The organism is Lachnoclostridium edouardi (genome assembly GCF_900240245.1).
Classification (GTDB): Bacteria; Bacillota; Clostridia; order Lachnospirales; family Lachnospiraceae; genus Lachnoclostridium_A; species Lachnoclostridium_A edouardi.
The window spans coordinates 1,772,078-1,792,821 of the sequence record NZ_OESQ01000001.1 but is presented as its reverse complement, the minus strand read 5'-3'; the positions used below and the strand labels follow the sequence as shown (position 1 = coordinate 1,792,821).

General features: G+C 43.0%; 18 protein-coding genes and 1 pseudogene. 3 read left to right on the top strand and 16 right to left on the bottom strand.

The genetic code is table 11. The features are described 5' to 3' along the window. Nucleotides 1-27: 27 nt before the first annotated feature. From adhE to C1A07_RS08400, 3 genes are all read left to right on the top strand, one after another. Complete coding sequence (adhE, locus tag C1A07_RS08410; protein WP_101876717.1) at nt 28-2,640, top strand: bifunctional acetaldehyde-CoA/alcohol dehydrogenase; 2,613 nt, start codon at nt 28-30, stop codon at nt 2,638-2,640. 27 nt (nt 2,641-2,667) lie between these two features. Next, the gene (locus C1A07_RS08405; protein ID WP_101876716.1) at nt 2,668-3,420 is read left to right on the top strand and encodes a phosphotransferase family protein; all 753 of its coding nucleotides are present in this window, start codon (nt 2,668-2,670) and stop codon (nt 3,418-3,420) included. Between the two features lie 131 nt (nt 3,421-3,551). Beyond that, the gene (locus C1A07_RS08400; protein WP_101878093.1) at nt 3,552-4,523 is read left to right on the top strand and encodes a 3'-5' exonuclease; all 972 of its coding nucleotides are present in this window, start codon (nt 3,552-3,554) and stop codon (nt 4,521-4,523) included. Nucleotides 4,524-4,889: 366 nt separating this feature from the next. Here the strand turns inward: C1A07_RS08400 and C1A07_RS08395 are convergent, their stop codons facing one another. From C1A07_RS08395 to C1A07_RS08315, 16 genes and pseudogenes are all read right to left on the bottom strand, one after another. Next, the gene (locus C1A07_RS08395) at nt 4,890-6,113 is read right to left on the bottom strand and encodes a dihydroorotase (protein ID WP_242972284.1); all 1,224 of its coding nucleotides are present in this window, start codon (nt 6,111-6,113) and stop codon (nt 4,890-4,892) included. An 18-nt stretch (nt 6,114-6,131) separates the two neighbouring features. Beyond that, a pseudogene (locus tag C1A07_RS08390) lies at nt 6,132-7,478 on the bottom strand (NCS1 family transporter). 14 nt (nt 7,479-7,492) lie between these two features. Beyond that, nucleotides 7,493-7,852 carry a cupin domain-containing protein gene (locus C1A07_RS08380; RefSeq protein WP_101876713.1) on the bottom strand — a complete coding sequence of 120 codons (360 nt, stop codon included), beginning with the start codon at nt 7,850-7,852 and terminating at the stop codon, nt 7,493-7,495. 198 nt (nt 7,853-8,050) lie between these two features. Beyond that, nucleotides 8,051-8,707, bottom strand: a complete 657-nt coding sequence (locus tag C1A07_RS08375) for a GntR family transcriptional regulator (RefSeq protein WP_101876712.1) — start codon at nt 8,705-8,707, stop codon at nt 8,051-8,053. Nucleotides 8,708-8,753: 46 nt separating this feature from the next. Beyond that, nucleotides 8,754-9,458 carry a response regulator gene (locus C1A07_RS08370; protein ID WP_101876711.1) on the bottom strand — a complete coding sequence of 235 codons (705 nt, stop codon included), beginning with the start codon at nt 9,456-9,458 and terminating at the stop codon, nt 8,754-8,756. Continuing rightward, on the bottom strand, nt 9,448-10,563 hold the full coding sequence (locus tag C1A07_RS08365) for a sensor histidine kinase (RefSeq protein WP_242972283.1): 1,116 nt from the start codon (nt 10,561-10,563) through the stop codon (nt 9,448-9,450). Before C1A07_RS08365 ends, C1A07_RS08370 begins: the two co-directional genes overlap by 11 nt. Further along, nucleotides 10,564-12,084 carry a D-alanyl-D-alanine carboxypeptidase family protein gene (locus C1A07_RS08360; RefSeq protein ID WP_101876710.1) on the bottom strand — a complete coding sequence of 507 codons (1,521 nt, stop codon included), beginning with the start codon at nt 12,082-12,084 and terminating at the stop codon, nt 10,564-10,566. It lies immediately after the preceding gene. A gap of 21 nt (nt 12,085-12,105) precedes the next feature. Continuing rightward, nucleotides 12,106-12,804, bottom strand: coding sequence for a TIGR01906 family membrane protein (locus tag C1A07_RS08355; protein ID WP_101876709.1), 699 nt, complete (start codon nt 12,802-12,804; stop codon nt 12,106-12,108). Beyond that, nucleotides 12,788-13,480 carry a trimeric intracellular cation channel family protein gene (locus tag C1A07_RS08350; RefSeq protein ID WP_101876708.1) on the bottom strand — a complete coding sequence of 231 codons (693 nt, stop codon included), beginning with the start codon at nt 13,478-13,480 and terminating at the stop codon, nt 12,788-12,790. The genes C1A07_RS08355 and C1A07_RS08350 overlap by 17 nt, the downstream gene beginning before the upstream one ends. Nucleotides 13,481-13,619: 139 nt before the next feature. Continuing rightward, nucleotides 13,620-14,237 (bottom strand): V-type ATP synthase subunit D, encoded by a 618-nt coding sequence (locus C1A07_RS08345; protein WP_101876707.1) that lies wholly within the window; start codon nt 14,235-14,237, stop codon nt 13,620-13,622. An 18-nt stretch (nt 14,238-14,255) separates the two neighbouring features. Further along, on the bottom strand, nt 14,256-15,641 hold the full coding sequence (locus C1A07_RS08340) for a V-type ATP synthase subunit B (protein ID WP_101876706.1): 1,386 nt from the start codon (nt 15,639-15,641) through the stop codon (nt 14,256-14,258). Between the two features lie 12 nt (nt 15,642-15,653). Beyond that, nucleotides 15,654-17,420 (bottom strand): V-type ATP synthase subunit A, encoded by a 1,767-nt coding sequence (locus C1A07_RS08335; protein WP_101876705.1) that lies wholly within the window; start codon nt 17,418-17,420, stop codon nt 15,654-15,656. After that, entirely contained in the window at nt 17,413-18,012 is a 600-nt protein-coding gene (locus C1A07_RS08330; protein WP_101876704.1) for a V-type ATP synthase subunit E, read from the bottom strand. Before C1A07_RS08330 ends, C1A07_RS08335 begins: the two co-directional genes overlap by 8 nt. 17 nt (nt 18,013-18,029) lie before the next feature. Then, complete coding sequence (locus C1A07_RS08325) at nt 18,030-18,338, bottom strand: V-type ATP synthase subunit F (protein ID WP_101876703.1); 309 nt, start codon at nt 18,336-18,338, stop codon at nt 18,030-18,032. A 3-nt stretch (nt 18,339-18,341) separates the two neighbouring features. After that, entirely contained in the window at nt 18,342-18,776 is a 435-nt protein-coding gene (locus C1A07_RS08320) for an ATP synthase subunit C (RefSeq protein ID WP_101876702.1), read from the bottom strand. Between the two features lie 34 nt (nt 18,777-18,810). Next, on the bottom strand, nt 18,811-20,736 hold the full coding sequence (locus tag C1A07_RS08315) for a V-type ATP synthase subunit I (protein WP_101876701.1): 1,926 nt from the start codon (nt 20,734-20,736) through the stop codon (nt 18,811-18,813). Between the last annotated feature and the right edge of the window lie 8 nt (nt 20,737-20,744).

The following is a 20,744-nucleotide window of genomic DNA, read 5'->3' as shown; positions in this document are numbered from 1 at the left end:
TAATAATAAATCTCAGGAGGGTAAATCATGGCAAAGGGAAAAGAAGTACAGGTACCGGAAATCATTGACAGCGTGGACGCATTAATCGCGAAAATGAATGCAATGAGAGAGGCACAGAAGGTTTTTGCTACCTACACACAGGAGCAGGTGGACAAAATCTTTTTTGAAGCAGCAAAGGCGGCAAACCAGATGAGAATTCCGCTGGCTAAAATGGCTGTTGAAGAGACAGGCATGGGCGTAGTGGAAGATAAGGTTATTAAAAATAACTATGCTGCAGAATACATTTACAACGCTTATAAGCATACAAAAACATGCGGCGTAGTAGAAGAAGACAAAGCATTTGGAATTAAGAAAATTGCAGAGCCAATCGGCCTTATTGCAGCAGTTATTCCTACAACTAACCCGACTTCAACAGCAATCTTTAAAACTCTGATTGCTTTAAAAACCAGAAACGCAATTATCATTTCCCCACATCCACGTGCAAAGGGCTGTACAATTGCAGCTGCTAAAATTGTTTTAGACGCAGCAGTAAAAGCAGGAGCTCCTGAGGGCATTATCGGATGGATTGACGTTCCTTCTCTGGACTTAACAAATGAGGTTATGAGAGGCGCAGACACAATTCTGGCTACAGGCGGTCCCGGCATGGTTAAGGCTGCTTACTCTTCAGGCAAACCTGCATTAGGCGTTGGCGCCGGTAATACACCTGTTATTATTGACGATACAGCAGACGTTAAGATGGCTGTAAACTCTATTATTCATTCTAAGACATTTGACAACGGAATGATCTGTGCTTCTGAGCAGTCTGTAACAGTTCTGGAGCCAATTTATAATGAAGTGAAAAAGGAATTTGAGACAAGAGGCTGCTACTTCTTAAAAGGCGACGAGTTAGATAAGGTGCGCAAGACCATCCTGATCAACGGCGCGTTAAACGCTAAAATCGTAGGACAGTCTGCTCACACAATCGCTGCTTTAGCAGGAGTGGATGTTCCTGTAGATACAAAAATTATTATCGGCGAAGTAGAATCCGTAGATATTTCTGAAGAGTTTGCCCATGAGAAATTATCCCCAGTACTGGCTATGTACAAGGCAAAAACATTTGACGAGGCAATCGTAAAAGCAGAAAGATTAGTTGCAGACGGCGGCTACGGCCATACAGCTTCTCTCTATGTAAATGTAAATGAGCAGGAGAAAATGGCTAAACATGCAGCGGCTATGAAGACCTGCCGTATTCTTGTAAATACACCATCCTCCCACGGCGGAATCGGTGATCTGTACAACTTTAAATTAGCTCCATCTCTGACTCTAGGATGCGGTTCCTGGGGCGGCAACTCTGTTTCCGAGAACGTTGGCGTTAAACACTTATTAAACATTAAGACAGTTGCAGAGAGGAGAGAAAACATGCTGTGGTTAAGGACTCCTGAAAAGGTATACTTTAAGAAAGGCTGTATGCCTGTAGCATTAAATGAATTAAGGGACGTTTTAGGCAAGAAGAGAGCGTTCCTTGTAACAGACAGCTTCCTTTACATGAACGGTTATACAAAGCCAATTACAGATAAATTAGATGAGCTTGGCATTGTTTACACTGTATTCTCCAACGTTCAGCCAGATCCTACACTTGCAAACGCACAGGAAGGCGCTAAGGCAATGACAGCATTCCAGCCAGACGTAATTTTAGCTCTGGGCGGCGGTTCTGCAATGGACGCAGGAAAGATTATGTGGGTAATGTACGAGCATCCGGAAGTAGATTTTCAGGATATGGCAATGCGTTTCATTGATATCAGAAAACGTGTTTATACATTCCCTAAGATGGGCGAGAAGGCATACTTTGTAGCTATTCCAACATCTTCAGGTACAGGATCTGAGGTAACTCCATTCGCGGTTATTACAGATCAGGAAACAGGAGTAAAATATCCTCTGGCTGACTATGAGCTGCTTCCAAACATGGCAATCGTAGATACAGATAATATGATGAGCCAGCCAAAAGGACTGACAAGCGCATCCGGCGTGGACGTTCTTACACATGCATTAGAGGCATATGCTTCTGTAATGGCAACAGATTATACAGATGGTCTTGCATTAAAAGCAATGAAAAATGTATTCGATTATCTGCCTACATGTTATAATGATGGTACAAACGCTATTGCCCGTGAGAAAATGGCTGACGCTTCCTGCATGGCAGGTATGGCATTTGCAAATGCATTCTTAGGCGTGTGTCACTCCATGGCACATAAACTGGGCGCTTTCCACCATCTGCCACACGGTATTGCAAATGCGCTGTTAATCTCTTTAGTTGTAGAATTTAACTCCGCTGAGTGCCCAAGAAAGATGGGAACATTCTCCCAGTACCAGTATCCTCATACAATGGCAAGATATGCTGAGTGCGCTAGATTCTGCGGCATCCAGGCTAAGAACGACGAAGAGGCAGTAAAGAAGCTTATTGAGAAGATTGAAGAATTAAAGAAAGCAGTAGGCGTTAAGAGCTGCATTAAGGATTACGGCGTAGATGAGAAATATTTCCTGGATACTCTGGACAACATGGTTGAGCAGGCGTTTGATGATCAGTGTACAGGCGCTAACCCAAGATATCCTCTGATGAGCGAGATTAAGGAAATGTACCTGAAAGCTTACTATGGCAAATAAATAGGAGAAGGGAAAGGAGATTGTAACATGAAGACAGATAAAATTTTGGCAACACGTACCCATAAGGTTATCTATCAGATCGGCGACAAGTCATGGAAGGTATTTGATGCAAACTTTCCAAAAACAGATGTATTAAACGAGGCTTTAAATCAGGCCAGAGTGGAAGAGACAGGGCTGCCGATTCCAAAAGTTCACGGGGTTACAGTAACAGAGGACGGAAACTGGGCGATTATTTCCGACTACATTGAGGGGGATACATTAGCTTCTCTTATGGAGAAGCATCCTGAAAATCTGGAGAAGTATATGGATGATTTCGTTACTCTGCAGATGGAAGTGCACAGCAAAAAAGCTCCTTTGTTAAATAAGTTAAAAGATAAATGGGATACAAAAATTTCCGACTCTAAGGCAATTAACGCTACTACACGTTATGAACTGCGCACAAGACTGAGCAGTATGCCAAAACACTACAAGGTACTTCATGGAGACTTCAACCCAAGTAATATTATTGTAGATAAAGAAGGCAAGTTTCATATTCTGGACTGGTCTCACGCTACACAGGGCAACGCCTCAGCAGACGCAGCTACCACATACCTTCTGTTTGCTTTACAGGATATGAAGATGGCAGACATGTATCTGGATAAGTTCTGCGAGAAGAGCGACACTGCAAAACAGTACGTACAGCGCTGGATGCCAATTACAGCTGCCTCCAGACTTATGAAAGCGATTCCTGAAGAAAAGGAAATGCTGGAGAAATGGCTGGACGTAGTAGAATATGAGTAAAAAATAGTTAAGCGTTAAAACGCGAAATTACTTACTGCCCAAATGAGAGGGGCCTGCTGCAGATTTTTGCGGCAGGCCCTATTTTCTTAGCTCTTTGCATTTTTCTTTATATGTGCTATAATGCGGATATTATGAAGACTTTTATTATACTTGATTTAGAATGGAACCAAAGTCCAAGCGGCAAAGAAGGGACTGTAGAGCATCTGCCTTTTGAGATCATTGAGATCGGCGCAGTAAAGCTGGATGGGAATTTTAGAATGATGTCTGAGTTCAGACGTCTTGTAAGGCCTATTATTTACACAGAGCTCCACTATAAAATTCTGGAAGTAGTTCACACAGACATGGAAGAGCTTCAGGAAAGGGGATCATATTTTCCGGATGCATTTGAAGATTTCAGAGAGTGGTGCGGAGATGATTTTGTATTCTGTATCTGGGGGTCCATGGATTTGACGGAGCTTCAGAGGAATCTGGCATATTTCCATATGGGCGATCCGCTGCCCAAGCCTTTGCTGTATTACGACATACAAAAATTATATAGTTTATTATACAAGGACGGGAAAGAGAAAGTATCCTTAGACACAGCTGTTCAGGAGCTGGGGATTACTCAGGACAGACCGTTTCATCAGGCTATGGATGATGCTTATTACACAGGGCGCGTAATGGGCAGAATGGACTGGAAAAAGGTGGAACCGTTTATTTCCGTAGATTATTACCGGCCTCCCAAAAACAGAGAAGAGGAGATTACTCTGAAATTTCCGGGATACACAAAGTTTGTTTCTAAAGCCTTTGACACAAAGGAGGAGGCTTTGGTGGACAAAAAGGTAAGCGATATGATCTGCGGACAGTGCAGAAGGATGCTTCACAAAAAAATCCGCTGGTTTCAGGCCGGTCAGAAAATATATTTATGTTTGGCAGTATGTCCGGAGCACGGTTTGGTAAAGGGAAAAATCAGGATCAAAAAGGCTGAGGACGGCAGTACCTTTATTGTAAAGACCATGAAGCCAATAAATGAAGAGCAGGCGGAGGAAATTATCGCCAAAAGAGAAGAAAGCAGAAAAAAACGTCAGAAAAGAAATCTGACAAAGAAAAACGCAGGCACGTAAGTGCCTAAAATTCAGGCACTAAGTGTTCATAACAAAGAAATATTAGGTATAAAAAGAGAAGACTTTAAAATCTTTTAGCCGTAACGCTTATTTAGATTTTTCGTCTTCTCTTTTTTATTTCACTCGTTCCTCGTTCCATAAAAACTACGGGAACCCCAAACTTCGCTATGGCGAACTTTGGGTAGCAAATAGTTTCGCGCTTTGCGCTTAACTATTTTTTATTGTTATGAGCACGTTTTACTTCTTTCTGCTGATAAATTTACCGTGACAAGGACTGCCGGTTACCTGGCCGTCTTTTGCGGCGATTTGCCCTCTGACTACAGTCATTACAGGCCATCCTTTAAAACGGCGGTTCATATATGGGGATCAGGGACATTTGGAGCGAATGGTTTCTTTTGTAAAGTCCTTTTCTAAATCCAGATCCACAATAGTTAAATCAGCGTGATTTCCCACAGCTATTTCCCCCTTAAAAGGAAGATTATAAATGCGGGCCGGATTATAGCTGGTCATTCTTACAACATCTTCTAAAGTTAGACGGCCTTCGTTTACCCCCTGAAGAAATACTGGAAGCTCTGCCTCCAGGCCAGGTATACCATTAGGAGCTTTCCAGATATTATCCATTCCCACTTCCTTTTCAGCTACAGTAAAAGGGGAGTGGTCAGAGCCAATAGAGTCCACATATCCTTTTCCAATTAAATCCCACATCCGCTGTCTGTTGTCCTCCTCATGCATAACAGGAGTAAATTTCAGGTAAGGTCCCTGCTTTACAAAATCGTCTGTTGTAAATGTAAAATACTGAGGACAGCTTTCCGCCCATACTTTTACACCGTTTTCTTTGGCCCGGCGGATTTCCAAAAGCCCTTCTGCTGTGGAAACGTGAGGAATCATTACCTTAGCTCCGGTCTGCTGTGCAAAGAATAAGGCTCTGCGTATTGCCTCCACCTCCCCAAAGCCGGGGCGGCTGTGGTTAAAGGACAGCCTGTCAGTGCGCCCGGCGGCCTTCATCCTGTCCTCATTCATTTTAATAATCTCATCATTTTCGCAGTGAATAATAACAACAGCATCTTCCTGGCTGGCCAGTTCTAAAGTCTCGTACAAGGTTCTGTCTGTTACAAAGCCCATATTTGCAGATGCATAGCACATAAATACCTTTATAGCAGTGATGCCGCTTTCTCTCCAAAGTTTTCTGGCATGTGGAAAGCTGGCTGCATCCAGCCCTCCGTGAATCCCGTAATCTACATAAGCCCTGTTTTCATAAGCCTTCAGATTTTTCTGAAATGCTTCTAAAGTAAATACTAAGGGGTCATTGGTAGGCATTAATATAACAGTAGTAATACCTCCGGCGGCGCAGGCCGCAGTTCCGTGAAGCATGTCCTCCCTGTCTGTGTGTCCTGGGTCTTCAAAATGCACATGAGCATCAATCATGCCGGGAAGAATATATTTACCAGATAAGTCTATTACCTCTTTGGCCTCAGGCTGTGCTTTGGGAGATAAAATGTGAGTGATAAATTCCCCTGTTACGCCAATATTTGCCGGAAAACGGGAGTCCTTAGTAACAACAATTCCATTAATAAATAATTTGTCCAGCATATGACCATTGCATCCTTTTTATTTTTCAAAAATAGTGCCTTTATTAAATTGCGGGCTTAAATTTGTATATTTGGTAAGAAGATAGTAAACAAGAGCAGTAGGGATTAAGCTTACAAACCAGGATACATTTATGAAAATTAAACCAATAACAGCGCCGCAGGTAATAGCTATAATCCCCCGCCAGTTTATACCTGTAAACGGGCCCTCCGGGTCATATAAGGTTTCAATACTTAAAGTCTTTTTGCGGAAAAAGTAGTAATCTGTCACAAGGGCTGCAAAAATAGCGCCGAAAAACGCGGTACATATTTCAATAAAGATTAAAAATGCACCTACAGAAGCGATTTTCCAGGGAAATGTAGCAACAGATAAAATAACGCATATAGGCGCGGCAAATTTATACTCCAGCTTTGTTAAATCCATTAAAACATAGCTGGCCGGCACCAGATTGTTATATAAATTAGTTGTAATCTGGGCAAATGCAATAAAAATAAGTGAAACAATAAGCACCGGACTGTCAGGCAGCGTTTTTGTAAAAAGCTGAATAGGGTCCCACTCCCCGGTGATGCTGGCTGTCATAAGGCCAATAAGGCCTAAAAACATATTGGTGGGCACAAATGCAATCCAGTGCAGAACAGCAGTAAAGGGCGTTTTCACTGATTTGGAAACATCTTTCATAAAATCGGATATATTCGTTACGATTGTAGTAGAAAAGCCTAAACTGGCGGTAATAGCGGCAATAAAAGGCATTCCCCATGAGCCCTTGTATTTAATAAGGTTTTCTGAAATACTGGCTCCAAAGTTTGTAACAATAATATAGGTCATATAAACTACTGAGAAGAAAATAATAAACACGCCGATATTTTCAATCCATTTAATTCCTCTCATTCCTGTATAAGATAAAATAGCCTGGATGAGAACAAACACAATAAAAATCACTATTAGATTATCAAAGTGGAACATTCTGCTGGTGATGGCATTGACAGCGGACGCTCCAACCCAGCTTTGCACTCCAAACCATACAAGGGCAGGAATTCACCGAAGTAAGGCAGGAAGCTTTAAGCCTGTAGTGCCGAATACAGGGCGGGCCTGGACAACATAAGGGATTCCATATTTATGTCCGGGAGCCCCGTTGATTGTAAGTACAACAGCAGTTAAGGATAAGCCGATGAGTAAAGCAATAAACGCCTGAAGCAGATTCAGCTTTCCTGCGGGAGGTACAAGACTGGCGCCTACCATAAAAATAGCTACGGAAATATTTCCGCCAATCCAGGCAAGAGTATAGGAAACCGGATCCATAACTCTTGTGTCAGAAGGCCGCAGCTGATCTTTGGAAATATCATAAGATGTCTTTTCCTGTTCACTCATGTCAATAATCCCCCTTATCTTTTTTGACTGTTATAGTTTAGTCCTTCCTCCAGAATATCGGCTCGCATCGGCGAATGAATATCTAAAAGAATGGACTGATCCTCCAGACAATATGTGCCGTGAATCTCCCCCTTATCTGCATAACACATCTCCCCTGCCTTCATAACCCTGGTTACTTCCCCGCAGGTGATTTTAAAGCTGCCTTTTACAATATAAATTCCCTGCACATGGTCTGCGTGGCTGTGAGGCGGCATGGAAGAGCCTTTTTGAAAGGTCATTTCCACAGCCATCAGCTGGCTGTGATATCCCAGCATACGCTGAGTGATGCCTTTTCCCTTATCAGTAAACAAAATATTATTTGGTTCAACAAACATAAGTAACCCCCTTTATGTAAAAGTGAACTTAAAATACTTACATACTTACTTGTATATCACATGATATATCTATAATAAAAGATTTCCTATATCCAGTCCATATGTATTAGTGACAAGGATAAAAAAGATATTTGTGCATTTTGTTTAGAAACATAAAAAAAGAGCATTGATTTCTCAACGCCCTGAAAAAGTGCTTGTTTATGTATAATTTTTTTTGATTTCATTCCGAATGCGGGCCCGCTGCTTCTGGGCCACCTGTCTGGCGTTTTCTGAATCCCCCACCATCAGACTGGCGTACAATTCCTTATGTTCTTCATTGGAAAGCCTTCGGTCCACATATTTAGGAGTAATAAACCAGGAAACACAATTAAACTGAGTTTTGATTTTTTCAATATACTCTTTTAAGATGGTATTGTCGCAAAGAGAGTATAATTCCTGATGAAATTTTTCATCGCTCATAACCCAAAGGCGGGTTTCGTTTTCCGCATAGCAGCGGTCCATTTCCTCTATGAAAGAGGACAAGGGCTTTAAGCTTTCCGGCTGCAGCAGGCCTTCCTTTATTTGGGCTGCAATTCTGTAAGCCAGCATACCTTCCAGACCTTCTGTAACCTCATAGCACATAATCAGCTCTGTTGCAGTTAAATGTCTGATAAAAGTTCCCTTTCTGGGAATTACCTCCACAAGGCCTTCAGATTCCAGCCGTTTCACAGCATCGCGGACAGGAGTGCGGCTCATTTTAAGCTGCTTGGCCAGTTCAATTTCCCCGATTGCAGAACCGGGAAGCAGGGCCTGGTTTAAAATCTGCTCTTTTATTTTTTCATATGCAATCGTGGTCAATGACGGTTGATTTTCCATGTCTGTATCCTGCCCCTTCTTTTGATTTACAATACCTTAGTTGGCCTTAATCGCTTTCCTTCATCCTATATCCTACGCCGATTTCTGTGCTGATATATTTTGGCTCCGCAGGGGAAGCCTCCATTTTCCGGCGGATATGAGCCATATTTACTCTGAGAATCTGATTATTGCTGTCTGCGTACGGTCCCCAAATTTGATTAATAATGTAATCATAAGTAAGAACTCTGCCTGCGTTCTGCGCCAGAAGGGAAACTAGTTTGTATTCGATTTGAGTTAAATGAATATCAGTTCCTCCTACAGTAACCAGGCGCTTGTCAAAATTAATTACTAAATCGCCTGATTTATAAACAGATTCAGGGGAGCCGCCGGGGGAGCCGGGAAGCTGGCTGTGGCGCAGGGCTGTGCGGATTCTGGCAAGGAGCTCGTCAGTGCCAAAGGGCTTTGTAATATAGTCGTCGGCGCCTTTATCTAATGCATTTACTTTTTCTGATTCCTGTGTTCTGGCAGAAATAACAATAATAGGAACAGAGGAAAATTCGCGGACCTGTTTAATAATGTCCATACCGTCAACGTCAGGCAGTCCCAGGTCTAAAAGAACTGCATCCGGGCAGACAGAGGCAATATAAGAAAGTCCGTCCTTTCCTGTGTACGCGCTCATAACCTTATAGCCATGGGTGGAAAGCGTGGTTTCAATAAAATTACAGATGTTTTTTTCGTCTTCAATTACAACAATCGTTATTTTATGTTTCATAAGTCTCCTCTCCTAGTGGTAAAATAAATATAATGTGGGCTCCGTCTCCGTCGTTTACAGCCCATATTTTTCCGTTATGGGCAACAATAATAGCTTTGCAGATAGATAGTCCGATACCCATTCCTTTATGAGAATCACTGTTAGAATTAGGGGTGGAAACATATCCGTCAAATAAGGTATCCAAAAGCTCTTCTTTAATTCCTACTCCGTGGTCAATAACTTCAAATTGTGCATGAGTATCATTAATAGAACATACTAAATTTAAAGGCTCATCTGACTGGGAGTGATAAACTGCATTTTCCAGAAGATTTAAAATTACCTGGATAATCAAGGTGGCATCCATTGGAATCATAATAAAATCATTTGGAATAGTAACATTTACATGGGCATTGGGAAGCCTTTTTTTAAAACGCCTTACTGCCTCAGAAATTACTTCTTCCAGGGGCTCTAAGGATTTTGTCACCTGAGCTCCTGTCTCGTGGATTCTGGTAACAGAAAGCAGATTTTCCACCATGTTTAAAAGCCAGTTGGAATCGTCGTAAATATTTTGAATCAGCAGATGCTTATCCCGGCGGGACAAGGTTTTGTCATTGTCCAGGTAAGCGGCGCTGTTGCCGATAATACTTGTTAGGGGAGTGCGCAGGTCATGGGAAATGGCCCGCAGCAAATTCGCCCTCAGCTTCTCCTTTTCAGCCTCCATCAGCAGTTTCTCCTGCTTATGGAGAATTCTGTTTTTTTCCTTTAAATGGGTGGTGGCAGTACTGGTTAAGGTTGCAATCAAAAGCATAACCAGGAATGTAAGAGGATACCCGTTAAGGCTGAAATTCAAAGCCAGGTAGGGATAAGTAAATCCCCAGTTAATACATATAACGGAAATTAAGGAGGCCAGGATGCCTGGAATATAACCGTCTGTAAATCTGGCAATAAATACAATAGCCAGAATATAAAAGGTAGATATATTTTCAGTGCTGTCTGTGCTGGCAAAAAACGCAAAGGAAATAGCTGTGGTAATTACTAGGATTACAGTAGTAATGTGAATATTATGCATCAAAATATCTGGCTCTACTTTGCGATGCTTTTTTTCTGGTGCTTTTTTGTTATCCACTTATTTTTTCCGTCCTTTCCGCTTACCTAAAGAAGGAGTATGCTTAGAAGCCATTATTTGTTCAAAGTCATCAGAGGATACGCCGATCTCCTTTAAGCGCTGGATTCTTCGCTCCCTTCTCCTGCGCATTTCCGCTCTTTTTTTCTGACGCTGCCTGTTAAGGAACCAGATAATACCTGCGCCGGCGGCTACTACGGCCAGCACGGCTAAAATAATCCATATAAAGGCGGGGATGCGAAAGCCTGTTTTTGTCTCAGAGTTGTCCCCTGTCTCATCATTTTGAGAAGAGGAGGATTCGGTTTGAGAAGACTCCTCACCTTGAGCGGCAGCTGCCTGTGAAACTGCAGATTGATCCTCATCTGAACTAGTTTCCCCTGGGGGAAGAGCAGGGAGGGAAGGAAGCTGGCTTGTCTCATTAAGAAGATAAGGAGAGCCTACCACCCGGTCATTATAAGTATAAATAAGCTTTGCAATAGCATTATCCGGGGCCTGAGAATCCAAGTCATATTCTAAAGTTACATTAGTATCGGAAAAATCAGCGTCCCTGGGAAGGGTGACAGAACAGCCCTTTTCCAAAACAATTCTGGAAAGATCTCCTGCAGGCAGGCCTGCAATAGTCATATCAGATTCCATAGAACCGTAGGTACTGTCGTTGGAAGCAATATCTACATTTTGGAAGTTATTAAAGCCAAAATCCAAAAGTGTTTTCGTATCGCTGTAGTGAGTCAGATGACCGTTTAAAATAACGGCGATCAAAGTCATTCCGTCCCGCTCTGCAAAGGTAACAAGAGTATTGCCGGCTAAAGAGGTGTAGCCTGTTTTTCCTCCAAATATACCAGAATAATACCGGGAGTCATTTTTTTTCATCATAGCGTGATGAGCGTAAAGAGTATGTCCTTCCGGATCTCGTATAGTAGGCCGCAAATCATAGTAAAGAGCGCTGTCAATTTTCCGGAATTTATCGTTTTTAATGGCAGCCTGGCAAATTAAAGCCATATCATAGGCTGACGTATAGTGGTTTTCATCGTTTAAGCCGCTGGGGTTTGCAAAATGGCTGTCCTGGCAGCCCAGCTCTGCGGCTCTTTGGTTCATCAGCTCGGCAAAAGCTTCCCTGGAACCAGAAACATGTTCGGCCAAAGCGTTTCCCGCCTCATTGGCTGAATTTAACAGCAGGGCGTACAAACAGTCCTCCACAGTCAGCACATCTCCCTCTTCCAGATTGGCGTTGCTGCTTCCTGCCTCCACATTGTAAACCGCATCGTGGGAAAAGGTAACGCTTTCGTTTAAATCACACTGCTCTAAAACTATTAAAGCAGTAAGTACTTTTGTGATGCTGGCCGGATAATATTGCTGGTGAATATTTTTTCCATATATAACTGCAGAGGTTTCTGCATCTATTACAATGCCGCCGTCTGCCTCAATATTTATATTGGAAGGCCAATCAGGAGCCCCGTAGGCAGCCTGAGGCCAGATACATGTCGCCAGTAAAAGACAAAGCAGAAGTGTTAAAAATCGTCTCATTTATGTCTCCATTTCAGAATATTATTTAGTTGCGCTGCTTTTCTTTTCCAGTATGGCGCAGGCCAGGCAGGCGATAAACATAATCAGCACTCCTGAAATAAATAATACGCCGATGCGGAAAGCCGTGTCCATAAAAAACGGCTCAGGTACAATATTAATCAGAAGATCAGTGGAAGGGTCTAAAATCCAAAGATCATTGTTAAAGAATATTTTGTGGAAAATAATAAAGTATTTTGTAAAGTCTGTGGATATAATTCCTCCTAAAACAGCTGAAATAATAAAAAATATCCCAGTGCCCAGACAGATTGTCCGCGGCAGCACTTTTTTAATGTCCGCTTTTAAAAATAAGAGAAGTAATAAACATGCGGAAGCTGCCATCATGCAGGTCCGGCGAAGAGTGATTCCTCCTAAAAATAAATTGCGCACATCCTCCATATGGGCGATTTCCCGCTCATTAAAAAACTCCCGCTCCTGTCCGTCCACCACAGTAGTAATATGAAGATCTGTCCTTTGACCTTTCAGATAATCCATCATTTCGTATGTGACTGTAAGCAGGTCGTCCATTTCCATATGCACAGCCTCAGTTACATGATATTTTGAATATTCCTTCTCATAGTATCCTGGAGTCCAATAAGCAACAGCCTCCACTGAAGTAATAAGAAGTATTATAATTAAACAAAAGGAACAAAGAATACCCAGCAAATTATAGAGAACTTTCATGGTCCCTTACAATGTCTCCTTTCTCTATATTTCCCAGCGCAGTGGGCAGATTCCACCGGTATTTTGTGGCCAGCAAACGAATCGCCACTACAAGCACAGAACAAATAATCATGGCGCTGTCAGAAGAAATCTGACCTGCCAGTAAAATGTAAGCCACGGCTCCTGCAATAGAAGCGCTGGCATACACGTGCTTTTTCAATATATACGGCGTCTGATCCGCCATAATATCCCGCAGAATTCCGCCTCCCACTCCTGTCATTACACCTAAAAATGCGGCGAGAAAATGGTATTCGCCGTAACCGGAGCTGACGGCAGTATCAATCCCTACAACTGTAAATGCTCCTAAGCCTACGGCATCAAAAATATTCATAATTTTTTCATAGGTTATTCTGGAGCGGCCAAATAAAAAATGGCGGTGAAAGCGAATAATCAGGAATAAAATAATTACTGTGGCCAAGGCCATGAACACGTAAACAGGATTTACAAATAAATTAGGCGGTATGTTTCCAATAATAATGTCCCTAAGCATTCCGCCCCCCACTGCAGTAGTAACGCCGAGAACAATTACCCCTAAAAGATCCAGGTTCTTTTCAATAGCTACCATGGCCCCGGAGGAAGCAAATGCAATGGTTCCTATAGTTTCCATGGCAAACAGTATTGACCAGTGTAATTCCAAAGATAGTACCTCCTGATAAATAAGTAGTTTCATTTTAGCATAGGGAAACAGATTTTTCAATTTACATAAAAGCCTTAAACAGGAAAAAAGAAAGAGCCCCAGAATGAAGAACATTCTGAGGCAGCTTTTGTATGTGATTTTATTTCTGCTTTGTCTGTTTAATTACCTTTAGTCTGGTAAACTCTTCTCGCTCTTTTTCTTCCAACGCGTTTGTTATATTGCGGCTAAGCTCCTCGTAGGTTGGAATTGTAATGTTTTTTAGGGCGTTGGCTCTTTTCTGCGTCTTTTTAATATTATTTGCCAGGCGGTAGGCGGAATTTTCTATCATGGAAAGCTTAATAGTAAGCTCCTTTACCTTTTCAAAATTGGCTCTGGCCTCGTCTAAAGATTCCCTAGTGCTGTAATAAGCGTAGGCAGGATTTAAAGGCGCCTCCTGGTGTTCTACTAAAGGGATCTCCGTGCCCATAATACTGCGCACTTTAATACGGATTCCGTTTTCCACAGGTACAGAAGAGCTGATTTCCTGCACATAGTTGATGCCCAGTTCAATATTAGCTATTTGAAGAGCCTGATAAGCGGCTGTAAAGGTAGAGTCTATTTCAGACTGAATATTTTTTGCCTCATCAATCAGGCCCATTAATTCCCGCAGCAGAATGTTTCTTTTCTTGTCCATAAGGCCATAGCCCTGGCGGGCCAAAGCCAGAGAATTTTTTGCCAGAATCAGATTGCCTTTTGTGGGAAATGAATTCAGATTCATAAAATCCCTCCTTATTTATCAGTCCCTGTCAGCAGGCTGATAATATTGATCTAAAATCTTTGTGTCAATACGGTCCAGCTCTTTTCTGGGAAGCATTCCAAGGAGCTTCCAGCCAATATTAAGGGTTTCCAGAATCGTTCTGTTTTCCTGCAGATCCTGGCCTACAAATTGATGCTCAAACGCCTGCCCGAATTCCAAATATTTTTTATCAATAGGAGAAAGCTCGTCCTCGCCGATTACAGAGGCAAGGGCTCTGGCGTCCCCCACCTTGGCGTAACAGGAAAACAGCTGATTCGCCACGTCCTGATGGTCTTCTCTTGTAAAACCTTTGCCGATACCGTCCTTCATCAGACGGGACAGGGAAGGCAGTACGTTAATCGGCGGGTATACAGATTGACCCTGGAGAAGACGGTCCAGCACAATCTGTCCTTCTGTAATGTAGCCTGTTAAATCAGGGATAGGATGAGTAATATCATCATTTGGCATAGTCAGTATTGGAATCTGGGTTACAGAGCCCTTACTGCCTTTTACAATACCGGCCCGCTCATAAATAGTGGCCAGCTCGCTGTACAAATAGCCGGGAAAGCCTTTTCGGGAAGGAATTTCTCCTTTGGAGGAGGAAACCTCCCTCATTGCCTCGGCAAATGAGGTCATATCGGTTAAAATAACCAGAATGTGCATACCTCTCTCAAAAGCCAGATATTCAGCTAAAGTGAGGGCCACTTTGGGGGTAATCAGCCTTTCCACCACAGGGTCGTTGGCCAGATTAATAAACATTGCCACATGGTCAGAAACTCCGCTTTCCTCAAAAGTGCGGCGGAAGAAGTCAGCTACGTCGTATTTAACGCCCATGGCGGCAAACACAATAGCAAATTTCTCGTCTGTATCGTCTCCAAGGGAGGCCTGCTGAACAATCTGGGCAGCTAATTGGTCATGGGGAAGACCGTTTCCGGAGAAAATAGGAAGCTTTTGTCCGCGGATTAAGGTAGTCAGCCCGTCTATGGCGGAAAGGCCGGTGCGGATATAGTTTCTGGGATACTCTCTGGTTACAGGATTTAAAGGCTTTCCGTTTACATCCAGCATTTTGTCAGCGTCTATATCTCCCAAGCCGTCAATAGGAATGCCGATGCCGTTAAAGGTACGGCCCAGCATGGATTCTGACACTCCGATTTCCATAGGATGCCCTGTTAAACGGGTGTGAGTATTGCGCAGAGCCATGCCCTCCGTCCCCTCGTAAACCTGGATAATGGCTTTATTATTATAAATTTCAATTACACGGCCCAGGCGATGCTCATTGCCGTTTACAGTCATTTCTACAATCTCGTCAAAAGCAGCGTTCTGGACGCCTTCCAAAACCACCAGAGGACCGTTGATCTGGCTTAGTCCTAAATATTCGATTGCCATGGAAGCACCTCCTTAACCATTCCGCTCTACGACATTATCGTAGAACTGGTCTATCATTTTTTTATAGTGGTCAAACATTTCCGGCTTGTTGTTGGGAATGTCGTATTTTATGGAAATTACTTTGTCAAAGATTGGATCCTCCTTTAAAACTGACATAGGCATTCCCATGGAAATTAAAGCTCTGGATTTTTTGTAAAGATAAAGGATAATATCCATCATCTGAAATTGCTTTTTCATGGGAACGCAGGTGTCGTCCGGATGGAAGGCGTTTTGCTGAAGAAAGCCGACGCGGATTACTTTGGCGATTTCCAAAATCAGCTTTTGATCGTCAGGAAGCACGTCGCTGCCAATCAGCTTTACAATTTCCATCAGATTGCTTTCCTGGGTCAGCAGGAAGACAAGGCGGTTTCTATAGTCAATAAATTTTTTATCTACATTGTCAGAATACCATTGAGATAAATCCATTAAGTATTCAGAGTAGCTTGTCAGCCACTGAATAGCAGGGAAATGTCTGGCATAAGCTAAGTTTTTGTCAAGTCCCCAGAAGCAGCGGACAAAACGCTTTGTATTCTGCGTTACCGGCTCGGAGAAATCGCCGCCCTGAGGAGAAACTGCTCCGATAATTGATACAGAGCCTTCTGTGCCATTTAAATTCTGCATCATGCCGGCTCTTTCATAAAAGGCCGAAAGCCGGGACGCCAGATATGCCGGGAAGCCTTCCTCAGCAGGCATCTCCTCCAATCGTCCGGAAAGCTCTCTTAAAGCCTCCGCCCACCTGGAGGTAGAGTCGGCCATAATTGCTACGTGATACCCCATGTCTCTGTAGTATTCTGCAAGGGTCAGGCCAGAGTAAAGACTGGCTTCACGGGCAGCTACAGGCATGTTGGAGGTGTTGGCAATTAAAGTGGTTCTGTCCATCAGAGGATTGCCGGATTTTGGGTCGATCAGCTGGCTGAATTCCTCCAGCACCTGAGTCATCTCGTTGCCCCTTTCTCCGCAGCCAATATATATAATAATATCAGCGTCAGACCACTTGGCAATTTGATGCTGGGTCATTGTTTTTCCTGTTCCGAAGCCTCCGGGGATAGCGGCCGTGCCGCCCTTGGCCAGAGGAAACAGTGTATCCAGGATTCTTTGGCCTGTAATTAAAGGCTTTGCCGGAGGAAAACGTTTGGCGGTTGGACGCGCCACGCGAATAGGCCATTTCTGCGCCATGGTAACAGGCAGCTCTGTGCCGTCCCCTAGCTGCAGCGTAAGCAGCACGTCATTAATTTTATATTTTCCGTCAGTTACTACATTTATAACAGAACCCTCCACATCAGGGGGAATCATAACCTTATGGACAATGGCCCTTGTCTCGGGCACTTCCGCAATAATAGCGCCGGGAAACAGGTGCTGTCCCTGCTTTACTACAATATGAGTATCCCATAATTTCTCTGTGTCCAGAGAATCAATATTGATGCCACGGTTAATGTAAATTCCGCCTTCTCTGGCGATTTCGTGAAGAGGACGTTCAATGCCGTCGAAAATATTGCTGAGAATACCTGGGGCCAGGGTTACAGAGACCGGGGCTCCTGTGCCTGTAACAATTTCGCCGGGCTTGATTCCAGTAGTTTCCTCATATACCTGGATGGTGGTGGAATCTGAGGAAAGACTAATAACCTCGCCTACCAGATTCTCCCGGCCTACATAAACCATTTCATGCATCTGAAAGCCTACATCGTCTTTTACGTATATAATGGGGCCGTTAATGCCGTAGATGATTCCTGTTTTAGCCATTATTTCCTCCTCCTTCCAGATGAATGTCAAATTTAAAGTTGTGCTTAGCCTCCTCCAGCTTTGTGGCGAAAGAGTTGTCAATTAAAATATTCCTGGATGGAATTTCTGCTTTTATACCGCCTAAAAAGGAATGGTCACAAGGCTTTATAGTTACATTATGATGTAAAGCCAGTCTGGGAATTTTATTTTCGTCTGCAGGGTCCATGTAAATAATCAGCTCCTGGTCTCCTGCAAACTCCTTTGCCTCTTTGATTTGCTTTTCCAGCAAAGGGAAATATTCCTGGGAATCCATAAATTCCGCCAGGCGGTTTCTCAGCTCAACTATTATCATAGCCTTTAATTCTTCGTTTTTCTGGCCTAAGGTTCGTTTTAACTGGAGCTGTTCAATAGCAAGACGCTTATTACATTCCCGTTTAATATGCTCCTGCTCCTGATGCAGCTGCATTGCGGCCCGTTGCCTGGCTTCCGCCTGGTGCTCCTCAAATGTTTTTTCCAGGGCTGCAGTGTATTCATCTATTAATTTGGCGCTTCTGGCTCTGGAGTCCTCCATACAGAAATCCAGAAAATGCTGTAATTTTTCCTCTGTTGTCAAGATAATCACCTGCTTTCCTATAATTTTAATCCGATTGCTTCATTGACGTAATCAGTAATAAAGTTGGGCTTGCGGCCGGTTCCGTGGCGGTCAGGTATTTCTACAAACAAAGGGGTCTTGTAAGACAGCTTGACGTTGTTTACAATTTCCGGGAAATCTCTTCCGAACTTTTCTGTAAGAAGCACAATACCAATCTCTTTATCGGCCAGAACCTTATTTAGTGCGTCCTGCAATTCATGTTCCTGGTGAACCACAACACCTTCTACTCCAGCTAGTCTCATACCAGTTAAAGTATCAATGTTGTCGCTGATTAAGTACATTTTCATAAATTAAAGCTGGCCTAAGATCATAAAGGAAATGATCAAACCGTACAGACAAACACCTTCGGCAAGACCAACGAAGATGAGGGATTTACCCAGAATGGAAGAATCCTCACTAATTGCGCCTAAAGCAGCAGAAGCAGCGGCTGACACGGCGATACCGCCGCCTACGCAGGAAAGACCTGTGGAAAGAGCAGCAGCCAGATAACCAAGGCCGGCAGAGCTTTGGGAAACTGCGGAGGCTGCCTCGGGAGCTGCAAATGCAGTTTGACTGAACATAAGGAATGCGGCTACAAGCATTACGCCAAAGAAAAGGGCTGTATTAACGCCCAAAGCTACTTTGTAGCGTCCCCTTGTTTTTTCTCCAGCAGCAAATGCTCCGAAAGGTACGGCAATACTTAAAAGAAGGGCAATAGATAATGTAATTTTTACTAATAATGTCATAGTGATTTCTCCTTTACTTTATATAGTGTAATTTTTAAGCTTTTCCATATGGGCGGAATTCACGGCCGTTTCCACGGTAAAAACGGCTGAACAGCTCATAATACTCCAGACGAAGCACCTGAATGCCTACAATCAGTCCTTCCATGCCGCAGACAAACAGGTTGCCCAAAATAACTATAATCCAGTTGGGACTGCCCCCTGATTCTGCTCCCGCTAACATAAGAACGACCTGCATCATAGCTGCATGGCTGACGGCAAAGGCTCCGACACGGACAAAGGACAAGGTGTTGGAAAAGTAGCTGAGCAGCACTTCAAACAGCTCAAAAAATCCCTGGACAAAAAACATCCCTTTTTCAGCCGGCATAATTTCCGCTTTTTTCTCAACAATAGCGGTGAGAGGCTCTTTAAAGAAAATAATGAAAAGCGGTATTACAAACATAACTGCCATGACAATACCGGCAGGAAGCGCGCGGCCTGTCATAAACAAAGTTATTACAGCAGTCATACTGGCGTAAAATACAAAGCCTGCGGCGCCGTTAGTGTCAAACCAGGACTTTTCCAAATCCTTTTGCTTTAAGCTGTTTTTTATATTAAGAATCATAGTGAGAAGAATGATTCCCATGCCAATGGCAATGGCCACTACAAACACAGTGTTCAGCTTACCGATAAAGGGAAGGTTGGTCATAGCTTCTGCAGGCCGCAGCCATACAGGTTCTATTATATCTTCAAATCCAAAAATACTTCCAAACATAAATCCAAATATAGTGGAGAAAAAGCCGCAGCAGGAAATAATAGCCGCCAAATTGGCTTTTTTCATTTTATAGAGAATAAATCCTCCTATTAAGAGGCATAGCCCCTGACCGGCATCCCCAAACATAAATCCAAAGAGAAAGGAATAGGTCAGGCCGACTAACATAGTAGGATCAAATTCATCATAAGACGGAAGACCGTACATGCGAATAAACATTTCAAATGGACGGAATAATTTTGGGTTGCGCAGCTTGGTGGGAGGGGGACTGATTAAATTTTCATGGTCATCCTCCACAATACAAAAGGTATCAGAGTCCTTTTCAATTTCCTTCTGAAACTTCTCTGCATCCACAGCGCTCATCCATCCGCATAAAATGTAAAAGGTAGCTTTTTCGTGGGCCGTGCAGGCGGCCAGCTTTCTCACGTTAAAATTATTTGAGAATGTAGTGAGACGCTTTGCGGCGGCAAAAACCTCAGTTTTATGCTTGGCCAGAGAGGCGGCTTCCCGTTGATTCAAGCTGGATATTTCATCTCTCTGCTGCTGCAGCTTCTCCTCTAAAATGCTGTTGGCCTCAGACGGAGTGCCTTCATATTCATCTGGTATATAGTACCGCTCAAAATGAAGGGAGGCAAATATAGCGTCGATTTTCTTCCGTATTGTTTTTGGAACAAAGTATACGATCCATACATAGTCGTCCTCCTCCTGACACTTATAAACCATGGTGTCAATGGTATCATAAACATATTTGTTTAGTTTTTCGTAATATTCCTTAGAAATACGTCCAAATCTGAATTTAATATATTTAAAATGGAGAATAGAGCTTAAATTATAATTCAGCTCTTTAAATGGGGAGATGCGTTCCTTAGACTCCTCCATCTGTTTAATAGAAGCTTCTAACTCAGCACGTCTGCTGCGGAATTCTTCCAGACTTGCATAGATGGCGTCTACAGTTCTCACAGCTTCCTCTAAATTCATATCAGGAACAGCGCCTGATATTTCCCCCTGAAATAATTCCTTTAGCTGAAGAGAACGCTGCCATACATCTTTATATGGATTGGCATCAGTAAAAGGACGAAGAACCTTTACTGTCCGGAGCTCAGATAAGGCATTTTCCAGGTGTATTTCATATTTTGACAAGTATTGGTCAACTACCCGGTCAATGTCCTCCTTAGGACCGGTAATACTTAAAAACTTCATTTTTTCTATCAAGAGTTGCT

What these genes read in the sequence shown, in the direction of transcription:
- C1A07_RS08340 (WP_101876706.1), bottom strand. Translation starts at nt 15,641, where the DNA reads ATGGCAATCGAATATTTAGGACTAAGCCAGATCAACGGTCCTCTGGTG.
- C1A07_RS08380 (WP_101876713.1), bottom strand. Translation starts at nt 7,852, where the DNA reads ATGTTTGTTGAACCAAATAATATTTTGTTTACTGATAAGGGAAAAGGC.
- adhE (WP_101876717.1), top strand. Translation starts at nt 28, where the DNA reads ATGGCAAAGGGAAAAGAAGTACAGGTACCGGAAATCATTGACAGCGTG.
- C1A07_RS08360 (WP_101876710.1), bottom strand. Translation starts at nt 12,084, where the DNA reads ATGAGACGATTTTTAACACTTCTGCTTTGTCTTTTACTGGCGACATGT.
- C1A07_RS08400 (WP_101878093.1), top strand. Translation starts at nt 3,552, where the DNA reads ATGAAGACTTTTATTATACTTGATTTAGAATGGAACCAAAGTCCAAGC.
- C1A07_RS08320 (WP_101876702.1), bottom strand. Translation starts at nt 18,776, where the DNA reads ATGACATTATTAGTAAAAATTACATTATCTATTGCCCTTCTTTTAAGT.
- C1A07_RS08355 (WP_101876709.1), bottom strand. Translation starts at nt 12,804, where the DNA reads ATGAAAGTTCTCTATAATTTGCTGGGTATTCTTTGTTCCTTTTGTTTA.
- C1A07_RS08325 (WP_101876703.1), bottom strand. Translation starts at nt 18,338, where the DNA reads ATGAAAATGTACTTAATCAGCGACAACATTGATACTTTAACTGGTATG.
- C1A07_RS08335 (WP_101876705.1), bottom strand. Translation starts at nt 17,420, where the DNA reads ATGGCTAAAACAGGAATCATCTACGGCATTAACGGCCCCATTATATAC.
- C1A07_RS08375 (WP_101876712.1), bottom strand. Translation starts at nt 8,707, where the DNA reads ATGGAAAATCAACCGTCATTGACCACGATTGCATATGAAAAAATAAAA.
- C1A07_RS08395 (WP_242972284.1), bottom strand. Translation starts at nt 6,113, where the DNA reads ATGCTGGACAAATTATTTATTAATGGAATTGTTGTTACTAAGGACTCC.
- C1A07_RS08345 (WP_101876707.1), bottom strand. Translation starts at nt 14,237, where the DNA reads ATGAATCTGAATTCATTTCCCACAAAAGGCAATCTGATTCTGGCAAAA.
- C1A07_RS08405 (WP_101876716.1), top strand. Translation starts at nt 2,668, where the DNA reads ATGAAGACAGATAAAATTTTGGCAACACGTACCCATAAGGTTATCTAT.
- C1A07_RS08370 (WP_101876711.1), bottom strand. Translation starts at nt 9,458, where the DNA reads ATGAAACATAAAATAACGATTGTTGTAATTGAAGACGAAAAAAACATC.